12 protein-coding genes are annotated in these 22614 nt (G+C 42.1%); 7 read left to right on the top strand and 5 right to left on the bottom strand.

The window, feature by feature from the left end:
* Positions 1–35: 35 nt before the first annotated feature.
* From HPC41_RS00325 to HPC41_RS00300, 6 genes are all read left to right on the top strand, one after another.
* Positions 36–3440: a TonB-dependent receptor gene (locus HPC41_RS00325; RefSeq protein WP_246250231.1), complete on the top strand. Its 3405-nt coding sequence runs from the start codon at positions 36–38 to the stop codon at positions 3438–3440.
* A gap of 5 nt (positions 3441–3445) precedes the next feature.
* A complete protein-coding gene (locus HPC41_RS00320; RefSeq protein ID WP_172392026.1) occupies positions 3446–5236 on the top strand; it encodes a RagB/SusD family nutrient uptake outer membrane protein in 1791 nt (596 codons plus the stop codon).
* 1 nt (position 5237) lies between these two features.
* A complete protein-coding gene (locus tag HPC41_RS00315) occupies positions 5238–6404 on the top strand; it encodes a purple acid phosphatase family protein (protein ID WP_172392025.1) in 1167 nt (388 codons plus the stop codon).
* Positions 6405–6626: 222 nt separating this feature from the next.
* Complete coding sequence (locus tag HPC41_RS00310; protein WP_172392024.1) at positions 6627–7544, top strand: helix-turn-helix domain-containing protein; 918 nt, start codon at positions 6627–6629, stop codon at positions 7542–7544.
* Between the two features lie 89 nt (positions 7545–7633).
* Positions 7634–8842, top strand: coding sequence for an MFS transporter (locus tag HPC41_RS00305; protein WP_172392023.1), 1209 nt, complete (start codon positions 7634–7636; stop codon positions 8840–8842).
* Between the two features lie 169 nt (positions 8843–9011).
* Positions 9012–9536 (top strand): GNAT family N-acetyltransferase, encoded by a 525-nt coding sequence (locus HPC41_RS00300; RefSeq protein WP_172392022.1) that lies wholly within the window; start codon positions 9012–9014, stop codon positions 9534–9536.
* A 112-nt stretch (positions 9537–9648) separates the two neighbouring features.
* Here HPC41_RS00300 and HPC41_RS00295 read toward each other — a convergent pair whose 3' ends face one another.
* The 4 genes from HPC41_RS00295 to HPC41_RS00280 are packed head-to-tail and all read right to left on the bottom strand — an operon-like array spanning position 9649 to position 17262.
* On the bottom strand, positions 9649–11658 hold the full coding sequence (locus tag HPC41_RS00295; RefSeq protein ID WP_216660603.1) for a hypothetical protein: 2010 nt from the start codon (positions 11656–11658) through the stop codon (positions 9649–9651).
* A 51-nt stretch (positions 11659–11709) separates the two neighbouring features.
* Entirely contained in the window at positions 11710–12666 is a 957-nt protein-coding gene (locus HPC41_RS00290; RefSeq protein WP_172392021.1) for a glycoside hydrolase family 43 protein, read from the bottom strand.
* Between the two features lie 28 nt (positions 12667–12694).
* Positions 12695–14254, bottom strand: coding sequence for a RagB/SusD family nutrient uptake outer membrane protein (locus HPC41_RS00285; protein ID WP_172392020.1), 1560 nt, complete (start codon positions 14252–14254; stop codon positions 12695–12697).
* A 17-nt stretch (positions 14255–14271) separates the two neighbouring features.
* Positions 14272–17262, bottom strand: coding sequence for a SusC/RagA family TonB-linked outer membrane protein (locus HPC41_RS00280; RefSeq protein WP_172392019.1), 2991 nt, complete (start codon positions 17260–17262; stop codon positions 14272–14274).
* Between the two features lie 254 nt (positions 17263–17516).
* Between HPC41_RS00280 and HPC41_RS00275 the strand changes: the two genes are divergently transcribed.
* Complete coding sequence (locus HPC41_RS00275; protein WP_172392018.1) at positions 17517–21509, top strand: hybrid sensor histidine kinase/response regulator transcription factor; 3993 nt, start codon at positions 17517–17519, stop codon at positions 21507–21509.
* Between the two features lie 83 nt (positions 21510–21592).
* Here HPC41_RS00275 and HPC41_RS00270 read toward each other — a convergent pair whose 3' ends face one another.
* A complete protein-coding gene (locus HPC41_RS00270) occupies positions 21593–22450 on the bottom strand; it encodes an alpha/beta hydrolase (protein WP_172392017.1) in 858 nt (285 codons plus the stop codon).
* Between the last annotated feature and the right edge of the window lie 164 nt (positions 22451–22614).

The following is a 22614-nucleotide window of genomic DNA, read 5'->3' as shown; positions in this document are numbered from 1 at the left end:
CATCTTATCAAATATTAACTTAAAATATCAACCGAATGCAAAAATACAAAAAAAATCGGTCTGTTCTTCCTATGGACTTTAGGAAGAACATCATCCTCAAACCATTGGTTATGAAACTGTCTATCGCAGTGCCACTACTCTTTGCAACTAGCCTAAGTACATATGCTAGTTCTTTCGGACAAACGATCAATCTCAAAAAAAATAAAGCAAGCCTCGAAACCTTGCTAAGGGATATTCAAAAACAGAGCGGGTATAACATCTTGTATAAAGAATCGCTCTTGCCCCAAAAACGTACTGCGGATGTAAAGTTTGTCAATGCACCACTGGAATCTGTGCTAGATGAATTGCTGGGCAAATATCAAATTGTCTATAAAATAGTCGACAAAAATATTATTCTGAGCAAGGGTGCAGGTACCGCCCATGAAGCTATTGAAGGGAGGGTTACCGCTATACAACAAAAGATCGTGAAGGGTAAGATTCTCGATGCAAAGGGCGAACCATTGGCCAATGCGACTGTAAATGAGGTAGGAGCCGTCAATAGGACTTCTACACTTGAAGATGGTTCTTTTACCCTACCGGTAGCCAGCAGCACCCCCACACTCCATGTCAGTATGATCGGGTATCAGGCGACAGACTATAAGGTCATTTCAAACGAAAATATCGAAATCAGACTCCAACAAACCGTAACTTCGATGGAGGAAGTAGTGATTGTAGGCTATGGTACGCAAAAGGCATCAACAGTCACGGGCTCCATTGTCGATGTCAAAGGCGATGTATTGGACAGAGCTCCCGTAATGAACGTCACAAATACACTTGCTGGTCGGCTACCGGGTTTGGTGGCAACAACGACTTCCGGGGAGCCGGGAAGTGATAATTCCACACTTCGGATCCGGGGAGCCAATACCTTAGGAGACAACTCGCCGCTGATCGTGGTTGATGGTATCGCCAACAGATCCATTGAAAGACTCAATCCACAGGATATTGAAAGCGTGACCATATTAAAGGATGCATCGGCTGCCATCTACGGTTCCCAGGCTGCCAATGGTGTTATTCTGGTAACGACAAAAAAAGGAAAAAGCGGCAAACCGCAGGTTAGTCTGACGCATAATCAAGGCTGGTCTCAACCTAATGTCATCCCAAAAATGGCGGATGCTGCGGAATATGCGCAAATGCTCAATGAGATCGGTCTCTATGCTGGCCAGAAACCAAAATACAGCGAAGAAGAATTAGCCTTATTCCGCTCCGGTACGGATATCTGGAAATATCCGAATACAGATTGGTTTGATGCAACATTTCATGCTGCCGCACCGCAGCATAAAACTGCACTCAATATTACAGGCGGTTCGGAATACCTCAATTATTATATCTCAGGTGGCTATGATAAACAGGATGCGATCTACAAAAATTCGGCAACGAAGTTTAATCAATACAATTTCAGGAGCAACCTGAACGGAAAATTTAATGATTATATTAAATATGGGGTTAATGCCGCGTTGCGTGAATACAACCGAAATTATCCAACGCGCTCCGCAGCGGATATCTTTGGAATGATCTTGCGGGGTAAACCGAACATGCACGCGTACTGGCCTACCGGACAGAATGGCCCCGATATAGAATATGGGAATAATCCTGTCGTTATCACGACCAATCAGACCGGTTACGACCGAAATAAAACCATGATGCTCGAATCCAGGGCAAATCTGGACATCACAATTCCCGGAGTCGAAGGTTTGTCTGTGAGCGGAAACGTCGCGTATGACAGGACCTTACAGAACGACAAATTATGGCAGACACCGTGGACATTGTACAATTGGGATGGCAAAACCATGGATAATAATGGTACACCGATTTTGGTCGCCGGATTGAAGGGATTCACAGCACCACAGCTCCGACAGGACTTTGACACCAAAAACCTATTGACTTTAAATGCGTTGGTTCGCTACGAACGAAATTTTAGTGAAAAGCACCATTTCAATGGTTTGTTGGGACTGGAAAAGATTAAAGGTGATAATATGGAGTTTTACGCCTTTAGAAAGTATTTTGTTTCTGCCGCCATTGAAGAGCTATTCGCAGGTGGCGATGCCGAAAAAGATAACTCCGGCCAATCTGCCATGCAGGCCAGGCTCAATTATTTTGGCCGCCTGAATTATGACTTTGACAACAAATACTTATTGGAATTTCTGTGGCGATATGATGGTTCGTATAAATTTCCAAGCAACAAACGGTTTGGCTTTTTCCCCGGAGTCTCCGGAGGATGGCGCTTATCCAATGAGGCATTCTGGCAGCCAATCAAGTCTGTGGTTTCAGACCTAAAATTAAGGGCTTCATGGGGTCAAACGGGTAATGACCGCATAGATGACTATCAATTTATGTCAAGTTATGGCTTCCTGACAGGCGCTTCCAATGTCTATGTTTTTAATGGCACACAAGAAAATAAAGTACTGAATGAACTCCGGATACCTAATCCAAATGTGACGTGGGAAGTCGCCAATCAATCCAATTTTGGTCTGGATGCTAAGTTTCTGAACAATAAATTAACCCTGACCGCCGAATATTTCTACAATGTCCGGACTAATATTCTCTGGAACAGAAATGCCTCCGTTCCCTCGTCTTCGGGACTTACTTTACCCAAAGAAAATATTGGTGAGGTGACAAACAAAGGATTTGAACTGCAGCTGGGCTATGCCGATCAGGTCAATGGTTTTCACTATGCTGTCAATGGAAATATAGCGACCAATCATAACCGCATTCGTTTTTGGGATGAAACTCCTGGAATACCGGATTATCAGCAGTCCACAGGCAGACCCATGAATGCGAAACTCTATTACAATGCAATCGGTATATTCAGGGATCAGGCTGCTGTTGACGCTTATCCGCACTGGGCTGGGGCAAGGCCTGGAGATATCGTTTTTGAAGATGTAAATAACGATGGTAAAATAGATGGTTTGGATCGTGTGCGATCCGAAAAAACAGAACTTCCGACACTAACCGGGGGATTTAATATAGACTTATCCTATAAAGGATTTTATACGAGTTTATTCTTCCAAGGCGCTGCTGGCGCCATCCGTAACAACTACTACGAAATGCAGGGTGAGGCTGGCAATTATCTCAAGCAAAATGTCGAAGGGCGATGGACAGCAGAGAATCCTGATGCTGCAAAACCACGTGCATGGAACCGATACAATGAATATTGGAGATCCAACGATAATACCTATTGGTTGCAGAGTTCCAATTATGTCCGGTTGAAAAATTTCGAATTCGGTTATAATTTCTCCGATGACATCTGTAAAAAACTTCGGCTGACCAGACTACAGTTATATTTCAGCGGGCAGAACCTGCTCACCTGGACAAAAGTAAAGGACTTTGATCCTGAAACAACTGCAGCGACGGCATATCCCCTTAACAGAGTGTATAATCTAGGCCTTTCACTAACATTTTAATCACCATGAAACGACAATTTAATCTATTCATATTGCTAGCAACGTTGGCACTTGGGTCTTGTCAAAAAGACTTTTTAAATACAGATCCTTCAACAGAATTCTCCGAAAATGCAGTGTGGACCGATCCTGCACTGGTAGAGACATTTATCAATCAATTATATTTTCGGCTGGACGAGCCATTGACAGATGGCCGGTTCAAGGCCAACTTGGTCGATGAAGGACATTATCGCGGGAATGCGGCTTCCTTAAATTTTAACCGCAGCATCCAATCTCCGGATGACCTCCTGGGTTGGGGGGTATCGCGCTATAGATCCTGGGCCGATCTGTATAAAAGTATCCGTTTTTGCAATCTCTTTTTTTCGAAGGTTGATCAAGTTCCATTTTCCGCTAATCTCATTGATGGGAAAACAATGAAAGATCGCATGACCGGTGAAATGCATTTCATGCGGGCATATTATTATCATCTACTGACAAGTACATACGCTGGTGTACCATTAATCACGGAGCCGTACGAACTGACCGATGAATTTCAGAAAGAACGAAGTTCGTATGCGGATTGTGTCAGATTTATGATGGCGGAACTTGACAAAGCTGCCGAACTATTGCCACTTGACCATTCGGGAGCGAACCTGGGACGTGCAACCAAGGGGGCAGCACTCGCATTGAAGGCCAGGATCCTGCTCTATGCGGCGAGTGACCTTTATAACAAAGATGTATTCCCGGGATTTGAAAAGCCTAAGTTGCTACACTATACAGACGGAAACCGCACAGCAAGATGGCAGGCAGCAAAAGATGCGGCCAAAGCTGTCATTGATCTGAACAAATATAAGCTATATAAAGCTGTACCTGCTGCAACGGATAATATCTCCCAAAACCTAACGGAAATTTTTCTTAACAAAAACACCGAGGAAGATATTTTCATTAAATACTTTACCATACCTATGGGTCAGCGTGTGGGCCTCTACTCTTCGCCCAATGGTTACCACGGCTGGGGTACAAATGCACCGCTCGGAGATTTTGTCGATGATTTCGAAACCCTGGACGGTAAAAAGTTTAGTTGGTCTGATCCAGCTATGGCCGTAGATCCTTACCACAATAGAGACCCGAGGTTTGCTGCAACGGTGCTTTATAATGGTGCTTCCTGGAGACAAAGACCAGATGACGCAAAAGGCCTGGATCCGGAGAATAAAGTGCAAACAGGAAGATGGGAACGCTGGAACGCCACCACTGGTAAGACAGAGCTTGTTTATGGTGTTGATACACGAAAAAGCACAATTGAAGATTGGAATGGATCCTATACGGGCTATTATTTACGCAAATACATTGATCCTACAGTAAACGCACAATATGATAAACAGGCAGTGACCTGGCGTTTTATGCGTTATGCGGAAGTCCTACTAAATTACTCCGAAGCCTGTATAGAGCTGGGATTGGAGGATGAAGCGCGCACCTACCTCAATATGATCCGTAAAAGAGCTGGGATGCCGGCCATTACTGACTCAGGGGCAGCATTAAAAGAAAGATACCGGAATGAAAGAAGAATAGAATTGGCGTTTGAAGAACATCGTTTCTATGATGTACGCCGTTGGCTGCTGGGCCCTCAAATTTATAACAGAACAACAAGGGTCGCAGACATTGTCTACAAAATGAACCCTGACCACAGCACGGCAAGTGTACCCACGATCAGACATATTGATTTTGAGAAATACAACTGGATCGATAAAGCTTATTTTTTGCCTATTTTACGTGATGAATTAAAAAAGAACAATTTACTTATTCAAAACCCCGGATATTAATATGAAAAGATTACACCTCATAATCATGCTACTCCTGTTCAATAGTTTGCGGGCTATAGGACAAGAGGACATCAAAATAACCCATTTCCCTTTTATCCAGGGATTGACCGAACATTCGGTTTCCATTGTTTGGACAACAGATCAGCCAGCAACAGGATGGGTAGAACTGGCACCAGATGATTCGAGCCACTTTTATTTTAAGGAAAGAACTAAATACTTTGCATCAGCCTACGGTTTTAAGAAAGTCGGCACACTACATCAGGTCACATTGAACAACCTGAAACCAGGAACACGTTACCGATACAGGGTGTACAGTCAACAAGTATTAAAACATGAAGGTGTCAATGTACAATATGGAAAAGTTGTGGCCAGCAATGTCTATCGACAGACGCCATTATCTTTTCAGACGCTCGGGAATGCTGCATCGACTCATTTTACTGTCGTCAACGATATCCATGAGCGTAATGAGGTACTGGATAAACTATTGGATATAGGTAATTTAAAAACAAGCGATTTTGTCGTTTTCAATGGGGACATGGTCAATAATCTCCTGAGTGAGAAACAGCTATATGATGGATTTATGGACACGGCCATTAAAAGATTTGCGAGTGAAAAACCGATGTTCTATGCTCGAGGAAACCACGAAACCCGTGGCCCATTTGCGACTGCGTATCCAAAATATTTCCCGACACCGACAGGCAAACTTTATTATCAATTCCGACACGGTAACACAGGCTTCATCGTACTCGACTGTGGCGAAGACAAACCCGATACGGATATTGAATACAGTGGTATTGTGGAAATGGATAATTATCGCACAGAACAGGCTGCTTGGCTGGCACAGGCGGTTGAAGATCCGTCATTTAAAGATGCCAAATATAAGGTAGTCATCTGTCATATGCCGCCTTTCGGAGGTTGGCATGGCGAACAGGAAATCTTAGAAAAGTTTGTTCCTATCTTAAATAAGGCCGGTGCGCAGATCATGTTATCGGGTCATCTACATAGACATATTATCCAAAATGCAACAAACAGCATCCATTTCCCCATTATTGTCAATTCAAACAACAATGTACTTCGGGTGGATCTAAACAATGAAAAAGGAACATTTAAAATCTTGGATCAGCAAGGGAAGGTTGTGGATCAGGTTGTGATCAAACCGCTGAACTAAGCTTATTTATTTTGCTGACAATAGCGGAGTTGCCAAATCTTGTCAACTCCGCTTTTTGTTTTATTCAGTCTTAAACTTCTACTAGCGTATTTCAGCTATTCTGATCCGAACCCCGCCATTTTACATTACAGATCTCTTGCTTCTTAGTCTTAAACACGAAATTAAGTTAATGGGTTGATAAAAATCTGTGAATACATTTGATTTTTGTAACTTTAAAAAATCATGAGTGAAACATTAGAAACCATACAAGATTACTATAAGCGATTGAGCCATTTACATTCGAGCGATGGCACGGCATTGGATGTAGAGCTCGGAAAATCACATTTTAACATTTCCCTGCGCAAATACTGTGATTTTAAAACGCCTTACAATAGACGTGATTTTTATAAAATCAGTCTAATCTTGGGTAAGGGTTGGTTCAAGTACGGCCAACATGAATTATATATCGATCGTCCTGCGCTTTTTTTACCGGCATTGAATATACCTTATAGCTGGATATGTGATACAAATGAGCAAGAAGGGTATTTTTGTTTATTCAATCAGGAGTTTTTTACAGGTAGTCAAACATTTGAACCTTTTAAAAAAACATCACTATTCAAGGAATGGAGTAAGCCGATTGTTTTTTTGGACGCGGAACAGTTAAGTCTACTTACAAGTTTTTTTGACAATATGTTTCGTCTGAATAACTCCGGTTATCCTTTACGCTGCAGTGCGATCAAGAGCAATTTGGCAGCGGTTCTTCACTTAGCGCTGGAATGGCGAGTAGAAGATGTCGCTCCTCAGGACCAATCCGGAAGCCTACGTATGTATCGTTTATTTGACGAACTGCTGCATAAGCAGTTTCCGCTGGATTCCCCGGCATATCCACTAGCATTACGCACAGCTGCTGATTTTGCCCAACGACTCAATGTACATGTCAACCATCTCAATGCTTCTGTCAAATCGGTCACCAATCTGACCACTACACAGATTATTAAAAGAAAAACTTTTGAAGAAGCAAAAAACCTTTTAATCTACACCGATTGGAATGTCGCTGAGATCGGTTATACGCTGGGGTTTGAAGAACCAACTCATTTCAACAATTTCTTTAAGAAAAATGCAGGAACCTCCCCCCTTAAATTTCGTCAGAAAAATATTTAATATTTGATTTTCGTAATTTTTACTTTGTCTCATAGTACCCACCTTATCAAAAAAGTCTCTAGTTTTGTTTCATAAAAAACAGCAAGACAATGTTGAGAGAAGCATCCGCACAACGCATCAAGTTAGTGACGTTCATGGCATTTGTATCCATGCCCCTATCGGGGTTTGTAACGGACATCTATCTGCCTTCATTTCCAGCAATGGCCAAAAGTTTACAGGCTCACGAGCGGGATATTCAGTTGACATTGACAAGTTATCTACTCAGTTATGGTATTTCCCAGTTATTTATAGGCAACATTCTTGACAGCATCGGCCGATATCATCCCAAGGTCGTGGCCCTAACACTGTTGATATTAAGCAGCCTGTTGATCGCGCATACAGACAGTGTGCTTTTCATTTGTCTGCTAAGGGTTGTCCAAGGTGTGGCCATATCTATTCTGGTGGTAGCTACCCGTGCACTTTTCGTTGATCTGTATACGGGTGAGCGATTGAAAAATTACCTAAGTTATTTTACAATTGTATGGTCCTGCGGTCCGATACTAGCACCCTTTCTGGGCGGCTATCTGGAAAAAATATTCAATTGGCAAGCCAACTTCTATTTTCTAGCCTTTTACGCCAGTGGCCTATTGCTGTTTGAAATCCTTTATAGTGGGGAAAGTATTGCCCAAAAGAAAAAGATCAATCTAAGGGACAACCTGAACCTGTATAAAATGATGTTGCAAAACAAACTTTTTATTTTAGGGATTTTGGTCTTGGGATTTAGTTACTCCATTGTTATGCTGTTCAATATTACGGGGCCATTTATTATCGAAAATACGTTCCGTTTTTCATCCGTCACGATTGGCTATTGTACCTTGCTACTTGGTTTTTCCTGGATGATCGGTGGGTTTATCACAAAAAAATGCATGCATCTTGACTTTGTGCCCCGAGTGATTGCTCCTGTTTTCTTGCAGGCATCCTTTATTGTTGCTTTAATACTGGTCGGCATATTTCAACAGAATCTATATATCATGGTCGGTTTTGCATTTTTTATCCACACCATTTCAGGAGTTCTATTTACAAGCTTTTTCACCAATAGCATGTTATTTTTCCCGAACCATGCGGGCACTGCCGGCGGTTTAATGGGGGGAATGGTTTATATTGTGACATCGCTATCCAACTTTATCGTTGCCATAAGCGGGAAAATAACAACGCAAAACGGCTTGGCGTGGCGTTATTTTATCTTTTCGACCTTCTTGGTCATGATCATACTATCTATGTGGAAATTACAGCGCGCTAATGCTGAGCAAAAGAATTGATCAAAGCAGTGCGATCGAAGTTGAGAAGAATTAAAATATTTTATTATTTTTAAATATGTCGATTTTAATTGCTATTATAAGAAATCGAAGTGTTTTTTACAATTGGAATTGATCATGCTCCTCAAACATTAAATAACTGATTATTAACACAACAAAGAGTATCAAATAAATGGACACATCGATAATTCTGAAGCCCCTATCAATCCAGGATGTCAGATCATTTTATACCTGGGTAAACGATCCGGAAGCGATTAAATATTCACTTTCTTTATTTCAATCTTTAAATACAAAAGAAGCGATCGATAAATGGTTTATCTCTGTGGTCAACGATTCAAAAAATTATAATCAGGGAATTTTTCTCGCCCATTCAAATACACTTGTTGGCTATGCGGGGATCTGTAATATCTCGGCATCAAACAAACTTGGCGAGTATTTTATCTTTATAGGGGACCGCAATCAATGGGGAAAAGGTATAGGCTCACAAGTAACGAAATTAGTTGTTGCCTTGGGATTTGAAGAACTAAACCTCAACCGCATTATGCTTACGGTTTCGGAGCCCAATTATGCTGCTGTGAAAGCATATAAGAACGCAGGTTTCAAAATGGAGGGCAAGATGCGCCAGGCATGCTATAGAGATAATAAATTTCATGATAAATTAATCATGTCAATATTAAGAGAAGAATGGAATAATTGACAGGGTACTTGTCAATACATTTCAAATAACAATATTCTATTAACTTAGTTAAATGCACAATAAAAATTGGCACCACACGTACCGATGTGGCGCCAATATAAAAAACACATTACTATTTCTGCGCTGTTGCCAGAAATTCTTCCGTCCTAGATGGGCTCAGCAGCTCCCAGAGGGAAGCGACGGTCCAGCCAGGCGCAAAAATATCGTTGTAAAATCCTTTTCCATTTTTACCATAATCCCAATTTGTATGCTGTACGACTTCTGGATAATAACCTACCTTAGCGATATTGAAAAGATGGTCCTTAACCGGCATCAACTGTAACATGGAGCTCTTAATCACACTCGAGAAGGCGGCGAGTCGCTGTTCCTTGGTTTCCTTGGCAAGCCAATCAAGAACAGCCGCGAATTCAAAGATGAAAACATCAATATGGTTATTCTCTACGGAGACATTTCCCCAGCCGCGGGATTTAAAACCGACATCGCCCAACATTTGTCCGGCGGCAAAAGGCACGTCCCAGGTATAGTACCAAGTGAGACAAAAGTAAGCTGCTTTCTTGCACTGCTCCAAATAATGTTGCCGCTCTTTTCCTTTACTTACCTGCGCCAAGTAATACATTGCTGTAGAAGCATATAATGAAGCTTCTTTATCCTCACAATTCGCATCCAAGGTGGACGAAAAGTAATCCGATTTAGAAATGATTTCCCGCTCTAAATATCTTGCGGATTTTTGCGCCTGTTGAAAATATCCGCCCTGTTTAAAATAGACGGAAGCCATAACCAATGGCACTGTCGCTGAAGGTGTACTACCGCCGCTGCTATCCTTCACCTGTAGCTGATCGTCAAATTTACGTGGGAAACTCCCATCCTGCTGCTGGAGCTTGGCGAAGTTGCCAAGTAATTTTTTAATGCGCTGTTCCCATTCAGGATGCTTTCTACCCTTTTTCTTTTCGTAGCTGAGGTAGTTAAGTATTGCAAAGATCCCTTCCGACTGTCTCCGAATGCTGAATTCTTGTGGTTCGCTGTTATGTGTAAAATCAACGAACTCCCTGAAAAATCCATTTGCTGTAAATCCATGTTGCAGGTAGCTATCAAATATTGCTGTAGCGTTACGGACCAATTGCGTCTGTGCATGGGCTTCTCCATATTCAAGTGCATTGTATGCATTGAGCAATACCCGTCCCACGAATCCGACTTCCGCAGAGCCAGTATTGTTGCAGTCATCGGTACGCATATGGACACCAGAATAGTATTTTAGTTCTTTGTTCCCGACATAACTGTCCTTAAAGAAGTTTGCCAAAATACCTTTGGCTTGTTCCTGAGTATAAGCTGTCGGAAGTGTCGATGGCTGCTGTCTGTCGTACGAGTAGTTCCACACTTTGGACACAAAATCACCATAATTATCGGCCTGACCTTCGCTGATCTCCCAGGAAAGCTCTCTTGTTTCACCCTTTTCAAGTTTTTCAAAGGCAACGACCTCGGGAGCCAGTGTCAATTTTCGGAGATAAGTCTTGGGGGCTTCGTGATAAGGAAAGCCAAAGACCAAAGCGGAGGCACCATCAGCATTTTTAAATCCTGTAAATCCAAGATCAGTTTTGCCACTTAAAATCACCTCTCCACTTGGGTGTGTAGTCAAGGCATCTTGATTTATTTTATCTAATCTGATAACGGTATAATACGTATGGGAAGCCGCATTGAAAACGCCAGTCAAAGGTGTGCTAAGGCGATCTTCCCGAACCTGCCAGCTATCGCTGGTTTTAAAAGAAGGGGCTTCCTGCGGTGAACGCATATTTTTATGGTACCAAAAACCCGGCATCAGAAACTCGCTTTCGGCATGTGTATATTTTTTAATTTTAAATGTCTTTTCAAAATTAAAGTACACGCGTTCTTTGGCGGTCAAAACTACTTTAACAATAGTTTTCCCTTCATTTTTAACAACAGTCTGCTTCACATCCACTGGCATGGTCGCCGTGGACTCCAATGTCTGCCCACCTTTGTCGAGTAGTTCAAAGCGCTGGGCCGGATTGCCGGGAGACTTTAACAGGATCGCCTGGCTCATCTCCTGCGCGCTCAGAGCATAGGAGTTTGCGGCAAGTAATAAGGAAATTAAAAAGTGTTTTTTCATTCGAATAATTGTTTTTGAGTACCCATTTCTGGCTATGTATATTTTGCTGGTTTATTTTCTTTTTATTTTCGGTCGGATAATTTCGGTGGATATCTTCATAAGGGGAACCGCATCCGTTGTCCAGGTAACATCGGCAATATACATCGCCCGTGGATGGATACTATCTTTGCTATGATGCGCGTGAAAAACGATCTTGAGTTTCCCTTCCTTATCCAGAAAAAGTGCATTATGGCCCACACCAACCAAATCCGCAGGCAGCTGCAGAATTGGGTTGCCGTCATATTTTGTCCATGGCCCCGTGGGGGAACTTGCTGTGGCCAAGCCAATACCATAACGCTGACTTTCATAACTATTCGCCGAATAGGTCATATAATATAGGTTATTATGTTTAATGACAAATGGCCCTTCATTAACCAGTCCCCACACTTTTTCCCACTCCTGTGATACCGCAAGGTGCTGCTTCAGGCTACTGCTGTTAATCGTCTTCAGGTCAGCAGCAAGTTGCGCCGACCAAACTGCTGACCCATTATTAAAACGGACAAAATAGAGATAAGCTGTGCCATCATTGTCGACAAACAGGCTATTGTCAATGGCCTTTTCACTTGCTAGCATCGGTGTTTTGGGTTCCTGAACAAATGGCCCCAACGGTGACTCTGAAGTCGCTACACAAATATGTTCATTGGCGCTGTAATACATATAAAACTTCTTTTTATCCTTGATATAATAAATTTCGGGCGCCCAGAACCAGCGTCCGCCCCAGGAATCCTCACCTTTCAGTGCCAGTATATTTGATTTGGTCCAATAACGAAGATCATCCGAAGTATACACTTCGATACCGTTTTCGGCATTGGTACCGTAAGCGTAATAGGTACCTTCATGCAATAGTATAAATGGATCACCCAGTGGTACGGCTGGTTCGAATACAAAATCACTCTTTTCAGATTTTGAGCAGCTGAAGCTATAAAGTGAAAATAGCGACAGTAAACAGATATAAATTAGTTTTTTCATTTCCTATAAACTTTATACGGCCAAGCCATTAATAATTAGGGTTTTGCTTTACATTTGGATTATTGTTGACCTCATCTGAGGGAATCGGTAGTGAACGATGTTTCCCTAAGACAAAATTATTAAAGTCGGCATCCCTTTGTTTCAATTCGGCAAGTCCTTCTTGTGAGTCTACCATCCCCCAACGTTTTAGATCTGCCCAGCGATGTCCTTCTGTTGCCAGTTCCAATACTCTTTCAGTCTGCAATCTTTTCAGGAATGCGGTTTTATCGGTGGTTGCGCCAAGATAATTCACGGCTAATTTTGGCATATTTACACGTTCACGGACCCGGTCGACAAGGGCAACGGCCTCCGTTAATGAACCATTTGAGGCCACAATACATTCTGCATACATTAACAATACATCAGAAAAACGAATTATCCGCACATTTGTTGGGTTGTAATAGTCATCAAAATCACGAAAATAATCTGACCCATATTTTCTAAAAAAGACACGTCCGGGCCAATTGCTCCACTGGGCGGCATCACTTGTCAATCGATAGATTTTGTTATTATCCAGAAAATCGTTCTGCATACCATTATAAAATGCCGTATACCGCAAACGTATATCAAATTCATTGTCCATATTTTTTTCTTTCTTAAATGCATCAACTAACCAGGGGCGAAGTTCTCCATCTGTCCAACCAATGCCCGGAGGGGCAAAAAACTGTCCTCGGTTCAAGCCTAGATTAGGCCCCACATCTAAATCGCCATCACCGGCAGGAGACGGATTGGCATCTGAATATTGGATTTCAAAAACTGACTCCATATTATTCTCTTTCGCTTTATCGAAATTATCAAAATAATTGGCTGTCAAGTTATAATACCCCTTTCCGGCCCCTGTTACCAGCCAGGCCAAATCTGCCTTTGCTTCATTCCATTGATGCAGCTGCATATATGATTTTGCCCGAAAAGCAAGTGCCGCACCTTTGGTTGCCCTTCCTTTTTCGGAACCGCCCCATACTTCGGGCAATAAGCTTTCGGCTTTACTAAAGTCGGCTATTGCCTGCGCATAAACCTCTGCTTCGGTATGGCCCTCCGGTTGAATTCCTGGGGTTGAAGGTTCCAATACAATTGGAAGACTAGGATTGGTACCGCCCCATAATAGCGCAAGGTAGTAATAATATAATCCCCGCAAGAAATACGCTTGCCCGAGAATCGGTCCCTGATCAGCTGGATTGGCAAATGTAATATCCGGGGTATAATGCAGCACTTGATTTGCACGGAAAATAGCCTCATAGCAATCGCGATAGGTCCAGGCATTTCCTTCCCAGAAGTTGTAGTTATTGTACCGAAACTGTGTCCATTCTTTAAGCTCAGCCCAAGGACTTTGACTAAATCCTTCATCTGAGGTTAGATCCAAACGAAACCACATCCAGCGGCTAAAGGTGCCCGGTTTATAGAACATATTGTACACTGCGTTGACCCCACGTACCGCATCTTGCTCGGTTTTCCAATAGGTCTTTACGGTAATGGTATTGGGATTTTCCACATCCACTTTGCAGGCTTGCATCAGGCCCGCCGCCAATAAAATATAGAGTAGCTTTTTCATTGCGTTCAAAGATTAGGTTAAAAAGTAATTTGGGCTCCGAAAGTGAAACCTTTGGCATTGGGAAATGCGCCACCATCATAGCTTCGATCCCAAATATTGCCATTCAAAAACTCGGGATCCAATCCGCGATAGGAGGTAAAGGTGATCAGGTTCTGTGCATTGACATAAAACCGAACCTGATTCAAGGTTTTACCTAACAGCGTTCGCGGCAGATTATACCCCAATGCGAGCTGTCTGATCTTAACATAATTCCCATTCTCTAACCAACGGTCCTGATCGCCCCGGACATTTCGGGAATCCGCATAAATGGGACGCGGGTCTTTGGCATTGGGATTTTCTGGAGTCCAAGGATCATAATCGGCGCGGTAGTTTGAATTGTCGTCAAAACGGTCGTACGCACTGCGTGGCCCATTAAAGGATTTGAAGCCAAATGCACCTGTCAATTGTACCTGAAAATCGAAGCCTTTGTACGCTAGGCCTAGATTCATCCCCAATTGATATAATGGTATGCTCCGCCCTAAATACTGCCGATCGGCATCTGTAATCTGTCCGTCATCATTAAAGTCTATATATTTAACATCGCCTGGTTTGGCATTCGGCTGAATCAATTGCCCTTGACTATTTTTATATGCCTGTACTTCATCGTCTGAACGGAAAAGACCATCCGTTTTGATCAGATACCAGTTACCGATGGAGCTGCCAACTTTGGATTTTGTATCCCATTGCGTAAACTCCTTTTTGTCATACCCTAATTTGAGGATCTTATTCTTGATATAGGATGCATTGACGCCGATCTGATAACCGAATTCACCAATATTATCACGCCATTCCGTTGCAAGTTCAATACCCGCATTGCGCAGGGAGGCAGCATTCACATAAGGATTTCCGCCGTTGTTGCCCGTAGCCATTAAGATCTGCATAGGTGTCAATACATCTTTGGTTTCTTTGATAAAATAATCCACAGATAGATGGAGCTTATGGGAGAATAACTGGGCGTCAAATCCGGTATTCAACTGCGCGACCTTCTCCCATTTGAGATCGGCATTGGCCAGTTTGACCTGGGTCATCCCGTTTTGGACCGTCTGATCAACACCAAAAGCTGCCTGCGGAAAAACATTGATGAAAGAAACCCAGTCCCAAACGCCGATATTGGAGGTCCCCAAAACACCGTAATTGGCGCGCAGCTTTAAATCATTGATCCAGGGTACGTGAAAAAAATCTTCCTTACTCATACGCCAGCCCCCGGAGACAGACGGGAAATAGCCCACTCGGTAATCCGGATTAAATTTAGAGGATTCGTCGCGGCGCATGGTAAAACTAAACAGATACTTATCGTCATAAGTATAATTAACCCGACCAAAGACGGAAAATAACTTTTCGAGATCTTGATAATTACCGGTCTTTGGGTTGTCCAGTGCAGCATCCAAGTTGGTAAAATAGTTTTTTCCAGACATGAGCACATTATTTTTCGTTCCCCACAGCTGTTCATAATTAGAGGTCTGATAACTGATACCCGCAACGGCAGAGACATCATGCTTATCAAACTTCTTCGCATATTCTAAAGTATTGTCATACACCAACCCACGGTATTGGGCCTGGTTTTTATTTAAGGAGGATGGATCATAAGGCTGGTTGTAGGTCCAGAAACCTTCCTTTCGGAGATACATGTGACGATCATTACTCAGGTCAAAGCCAAAATTAAAACGGTATTTGAATGACTTGAACAGTTCCAATTCGGTAAATACATTCCCTCTGGTCCGCAGGTTACCATTTTCCGTTTGCTCAAAATCTTCTTTGGCGAAAGGATTGGTTCCAAAAGTGACATCCCGATTCCCATCGCCAATACCATATCCTCCTTTGGCAATGTTATTTTCATCGTAGATTGGAATGGTTGGCAGCATACGATAAACGTCGACAATGGGATTGGTATTGAGTTCATGTACATTAAAATTACTCAGCACAATATTTTCGCCGATACTTAATTTGACGTGCTCTCCAAAGTTGCGTGAAGTAGACATATTGGAACGTAGCGTAAAACGTTTACTGGATGTTCCGATCGTGGCTCCCGTATTGGACTGATAATTACCCGAAATATAATAACGGCTTTCTTTGCTTCCGCCTGAGAAAGCGATCTGCTGATCCTGCAGCCAACCTGTTTTGAATACCTCTTCCTGCCAATCGGTAGTGCCCTCGAAATGGTTGGCCGATTGCCTATTGCCATTGCTAAATGCCAGATCATTCAAACTCAGCCATAGATTTCGGTCGGCTAAGTTATAACGTGGCAGCCATTGTGCTGTGGCCCGGGAGGAAAGCTCGATTTTCATCTGCCCTTCTTTACCCTGCTTGGTTGTTATGATGATAACACCATTCCCAGCCCTCGAACCATAGATCGCAGCTGCGGAGGCATCTTTCAGCACCTGAATACTCTCAATATCATTGAAATTAAAATCCCGGTTTGCTCCCGATACAACCCCGTCGACGACATATAAAGGAGTGCTTGACCCAAATGTCCCGGTACCACGGATCTCAACTTTACCTTCTGCCCCCGGATTGCCTGCCGTGCGTACACTGAGCCCGGGTAAAGTTGCCAAGGCATCCCCTACAGTCCCTGTTACCGTGGTATTTTTCATCTCCTTTGGATTAAAGACCGAAACAGCACCCGTCAGATCCGATTTTTTGATCGTCTGATACCCAATCACGACAACTTCTTCCAGGTCTTTGTTTTCTTCCTGAAGTGTGACATCTAAGGTCGCCGCACCGTTAAATAAAATTGTTTTGGAATGAAAACCGATCAAAGAGAAGATCAGCTCCTGCCCGTTGCTGGCAGCAATCGTATAATGGCCGTTTTCGTCCGTCGTCTTCGCGGTCCCTGATGCTTTTATGGTGACGGTTACACCTGGCAACGGCCGCCCCGATTCACTCGATACCCTCCCTTGAAGGTTACTCGTTTGTGACTTTACTGCTAAGGATAGCAAGCACAAGAAAAGAATGAAAAATTTTCCCTTCATAATTTGATTTATTAGCGTATAAAACTGGTTATTATAAATAGGCAAAGACAAGAACCCATGGCCGGATTCTATCTTAAACCTATTTCAAATGTAACAGGCGTTACAGAAACAAAGTAGCAGATATGATCCAAAAAATGGTAAAAATAAGTCATTCCCGCTTTTTGACCAGTTTATACATCTTTTAACCGACAATTACCATTTATCGGTTATCGGTCATATCAACAGAATCATTTATTAGTTTTATTTTAGTTGATATGAAAGGGGCGCTCATTTTTGGCATTATTTTTTTGTATCTGGTCTGTTCGGTCACCTGCCAGGCACAACGTTATTCAAATTTTCATTTTAGAAAGTTGCAAGTGGAAGACGGTCTTTCTGAAAATACGATCTATTGCATTGTCCAGGACCGGCAAGGATTTATGTGGTTCGGGACAAAAGACGGATTGAATCGATACGATGGAAATAGTTTCAAAAATTACCATTACCAACCGGAAAAAAAACAGTCACTGGGGAATAATTTTGTCCGAAGTATCACTGAGAAATCGCCAAGTCACTTGTATATCGGAACCGATGACGGTTTGTATATCATGGACAAGGTTACAGCATCCTTTCAAAAGATTGAGCTTAGCATGAGCGGCAAAGGAACGTTTAACTCAGCGATCAATGCCCTTCATGTCGACCGGCAAGGAAATCTTTGGATTGCGACCATGTCGCAGGGAATCTGGAAATATAATCCAAGTACAAATAAAGTTGCGCAGATACAACTGAATGGAGCCACATTGGGGCAAAATGCAACTTGGGCCATTCTACAGGATCGTTCCGGCGTTATTTGGGCAGCCACACGTCTCGGACTCCTTCGTTTCAACAACCAACAGGCACATTTTAACATCGTCGGCCCGCTATTCAGCGAAGTGGGAGATTCTCAATTTGAAATTCTTTCGATGTGGGAAGACCCTAAAGGAGACCTATGGTTAGGTACCTGGTCACAAGGCTTGATCCGTTATAACAAACAGTCTAACGAATTCAGTCGCTTTCTAAATAAGACCAGCCATCCCTATGTTACGCACATCCGTGCGCTACGAGAATTTCGCGAAAACCAGCTTCTCGTTGGTTCAGATGACGGACTCTTCCTATTTCACACCGAAACGGGAGCATCCGAACGATTAGACGTACCCTATTACAAACATGGTCTAAGTGACCAGAATGTATACTCCATTGCGCGGGATCGCGAAAATGCCATTTGGATCGGCACCTACTTTGGTGGAATTAATTATCTCAATACAGCATTACTTTCCGTAGAAACTTTTTTCCCGGATATTCTTCCCGGATTTCTGTCCGGAAAAGCTGTTAGCCAATTTTGTGAAGATACGAAAGGAAACCTGTGGATAGCCACAGAGGATGGTGGCATCAACTACTATGACAAAAAAAAGAAGCAAATTTCGCAACCAATAAAAGCGTCTTATCATAATACCCATGCCCTGCTTTTAGATGGCGATCATCTTTGGATCGGCACTTTTTCCCGGGGACTCGATCGTTACAATCTGACAACTGGTCAACGCCAAAATTTCCGTCATGACGCCAACAACCCGGAAACAATCAATGATGATTGCATCTTTTCGCTGTTTAAAACAAAAAATGGGGATCTTCTAATAGGAACTCCCGTCGGACTCAGTCGATATGATCAACAAAAAAAGAAATTTGTCCGTATCCCTGAAGTCACCCAGTTTATCTATGACATCAAAGAAGATGATGAAGGTAATATCTGGCTCGCCTCGTACCAATCAGGCCCCATAAAATTTGACCTACGCAAGCAAGCCTGGATTCATTATAGCTTGATCCGACCAAAGGATCCCATTTCGTCCAGCAAACTAACCAGCATTTATATTGATAGCCAACATCGGTTGTTATTTTCGAGTGAGGGAAAAGGAATATTTATTTATGACAAGACGAAGGATAGCTTTCGAAATATCGGGCAAGCCCAAGGATTGCCCAACAATGTGATTTACGGCATACTCGATGATGCCTTGGGTAACCTTTGGCTTAGCAGCAACAAAGGCATTATCTGCTTTCACCCTGACAGTCCCCAAAATTACAAACTCTATACGACGGAGAATGGGTTCTCAACGAATCAATTTAATTTCAAAGCATCTTTCAAATCAAAGGATGGCCGATTTTATTTTGGTGGGATCAATGGGTTCACAAGTTTTTACCCCGATGAAATTAGCTCAGTTAAAAATCAAGCTGTACCAAATGTTTTCATTACGGAGATACAATTACTGAACAAGCATAACCCTAACTTAGAAAAAGACATTCAGGTTCAATTGAACAAGAACGAAAAGATTGTACTAACTCACCATTTTTCTTCATTCAATATCTCCTTTGTGAGCTTGAGTTTTGCGTCACCTTCCAAGAATCAATATGCTTATAAACTGGAGGGAGCTGATGACGAGTGGACTCTCGCCGGTAATACGAAAAGTGTGAGTTATGTCAATCTTTCGCCAGGGACATATGTTTTTCATGTAAAGGCATCCAATAATGACGGTTTATGGAATGAAAAAGGTACGGCGGTACAAATTGAAATATTACCGCCGCTATGGCGCTCCATTCCTGCAAAAATAACGTATGCGCTCCTGTTCATCGCATTGTGCTATATTTGTCTGCGGTATTATATTATAGCGAACAAACGTAAGCAAGCTCGTCATTTAACGGCTTTCCAGTCTGAACAGGAACAAAAATCCTTCCGATCAAAAATTGATTTCTTCACCAATATCGCGCACGAGATCCGTACGCCTTTGAGCTTAATTACAGCCCCTCTAGAAGAAATACTCCTATACAAAAATGCAGATAAAGAAACCATGCATAATCTCCGGATCATAGAGAAAAATTGTGCGCGTCTTACCGTACTGATCAATCAGCTACTTGACTTTCGCAAAATGGACGAAAACGGACAGCCGTTAAGTCTGGAGCCTGTCAATTTGCGAAATTTGGTAGAAGATCTTTACGATAGATTCAGAAAATCAATCCACCGCAACAAAGTTCGCTTCGATCTATCAATTCCTCAGGATCACGACCTGATTATCGAAACCGATTTGGATGCTGTCATGAAAATTGTAAGTAACCTACTTACCAATGCGACGAAATTCGCTTATTCCTATATCTCGATCGGGCTAGAAAAAAACGCAGACAATTCTCTCACGATTACGGTCTCGGATGATGGTCCGGGAATACCGGATGATTTTAAAAAGCTTGTATTTGATCCTTTTTATCAGCTTAGCACGAATAAAGACCGCAGCGGAACGGGCATCGGATTATCCTTGGTCAAACATCTGACAAACCGGCTGGGGGCTGAGATAAAAATTGAAGATATACACCCCCGAGGCACCCGGTTTATCTTTACGATCACCAGTATTCAGCTAAGCCCTAAAGTGGTCATTCCAAACATGACGGAAGAGCCCATAACCCAGGATAAGGCTGAATACAATCTTACCCAGATCCTGGTCGTAGATGACAACCCGGACATCACAGATTTTATTCGCCATTCATTAGCAGCTTCTTATCATATTGATATTGCGGATGGTGCAGCAATGGCCTTGGCGATGTTGGACAATAAAGTTTATCATCTTGTGATCTCCGATATTATGATGCCAGAGATTGATGGGATTACATTTGTAAAACGTTTAAAAAACGACATTAACTACTCACATATTCCTGTCATTCTACTATCCGCCAAAATACAAAATGCGACAAAAGTTGAAGGTCTACTCTCCGGTGCTGACGTATTTATTGAAAAACCTTTTTCGATGAGCTTTTTAAAGGCACAGATCAGCAGCCTATTGCAAAACCGAAAATATCTATTGGATAATTTCCATGCCTCGCCATTGTCCCCTTATTCTTCCTTAACGACAAATGTCCATGATGAGGCTTTCTTAACACAGCTCAATGCTGAAATCGAAAAACATCTTTCAGACGAACAATTCAATGTAGAATCACTGGTGGATATATTTAAAATCAGCCGTTCTAATTTTCAACGAAAATTAAAAGCGATCAGCGGGACCTCTCCTGGCGACTATGTAAGAAATTACAGACTAAAGCGCGCCTGTACATTACTGATTGAATCAGATTACCGCATCAATGAAGTGGCGTTCTTGGTTGGGTTTAGTTCAGCTTCCTATTTTACGAAAGCCTTTATAAAAGCGTTTAATTTAACGCCAAAAGAGTTTATTCAACAATCGCGCTTATCAGCAAAGTAAGGCATAAATCGTTCAAACAATTGCGCGGTCAATTAATACTTAATATGCCTCACACAAAAGAGTTCAACGCGTATTGTACACGATTATTTCGAATAAGCTGTTTTGGGATATAATTGCCTGAACGCGTTGTAAACTGCCTGATGAATAACGGTTGAATGCAATTCTTCGGCCATATAGTCAAAAATAATAGCCGTCTTTTTATGCTTGCGTAGGATATTATAAAATGCTTCGGCGTCCTGATACATTTTAAGATCTTCTTCTTTGTTGGGAACCCCAAGATAAACCCGCACCTTTTTTCTCAGATTAGCATCCAACAGCTTCTCGGAATTTTTCAACAATTCCTGTTGCCCCCACCATAAACTGGGACTAATGATAATATAATTATCAAAAAGATCAGGTTGTTTGAGTAAGACTTCTGCTGAGAAAAGTCCAGCCAAAGACTCCCCGATTACTGTTCTTTCCGCTTTTGTTCTATAGTTTTTACCGATATAAGGCAACAATTCATCTTTAAGGAATGTGATATACTTTTGCGATCCACCGTAGGCAGGAAAGCTGGCTTTTTGAAAACCTTCTTTCTCTAAAAAATCAATATTGGGAACTGCGAATGTAAAATCACGTCTTCGGGTATTGCCTTCAATACCTACCACAATACTATTCGGAAACCGTGCTATCCAAGGTTGTGTATCAAAACGAACAATCCCGACGATATGAAAAAAGTCTTCATCCATACCACCGTCGAGGACATAGACGACCGGATAGGTCAATGTATCATTTTCGACATAATTATTCGGAAGATAAATATTGATTTTACGGTCTTCATTTAAAATATGAGAATGGAGGAAAATTGATTTACCGATGGTCAAATCACCACTTTCGGCCTGTCCAACAGCACCATAATGGCAAATGAGTATGATTAAAAGAACAAAAATTATACGCTTCATATTCGAATACTATATTAAAAACATACCTGATTTCACAAAGCAGATCCTGATTGAAAGGATATGCTGTAGCGATAACCCATAATAACCTCGAAAGTAAGTGTAAAAATCAATAAAAAAAACAATTTTTAGTATTTCCCACGGCTAATATGTGAATCCTTTCAGCT

This window comes from Sphingobacterium prati (assembly GCF_013167215.1).
In the GTDB taxonomy this organism is placed as follows: Bacteria; Bacteroidota; Bacteroidia; order Sphingobacteriales; family Sphingobacteriaceae; genus Sphingobacterium; species Sphingobacterium prati.
The sequence above is the reverse complement of the archived record's forward strand: the minus strand, read 5'-3'. Positions and strand labels throughout refer to the sequence as shown.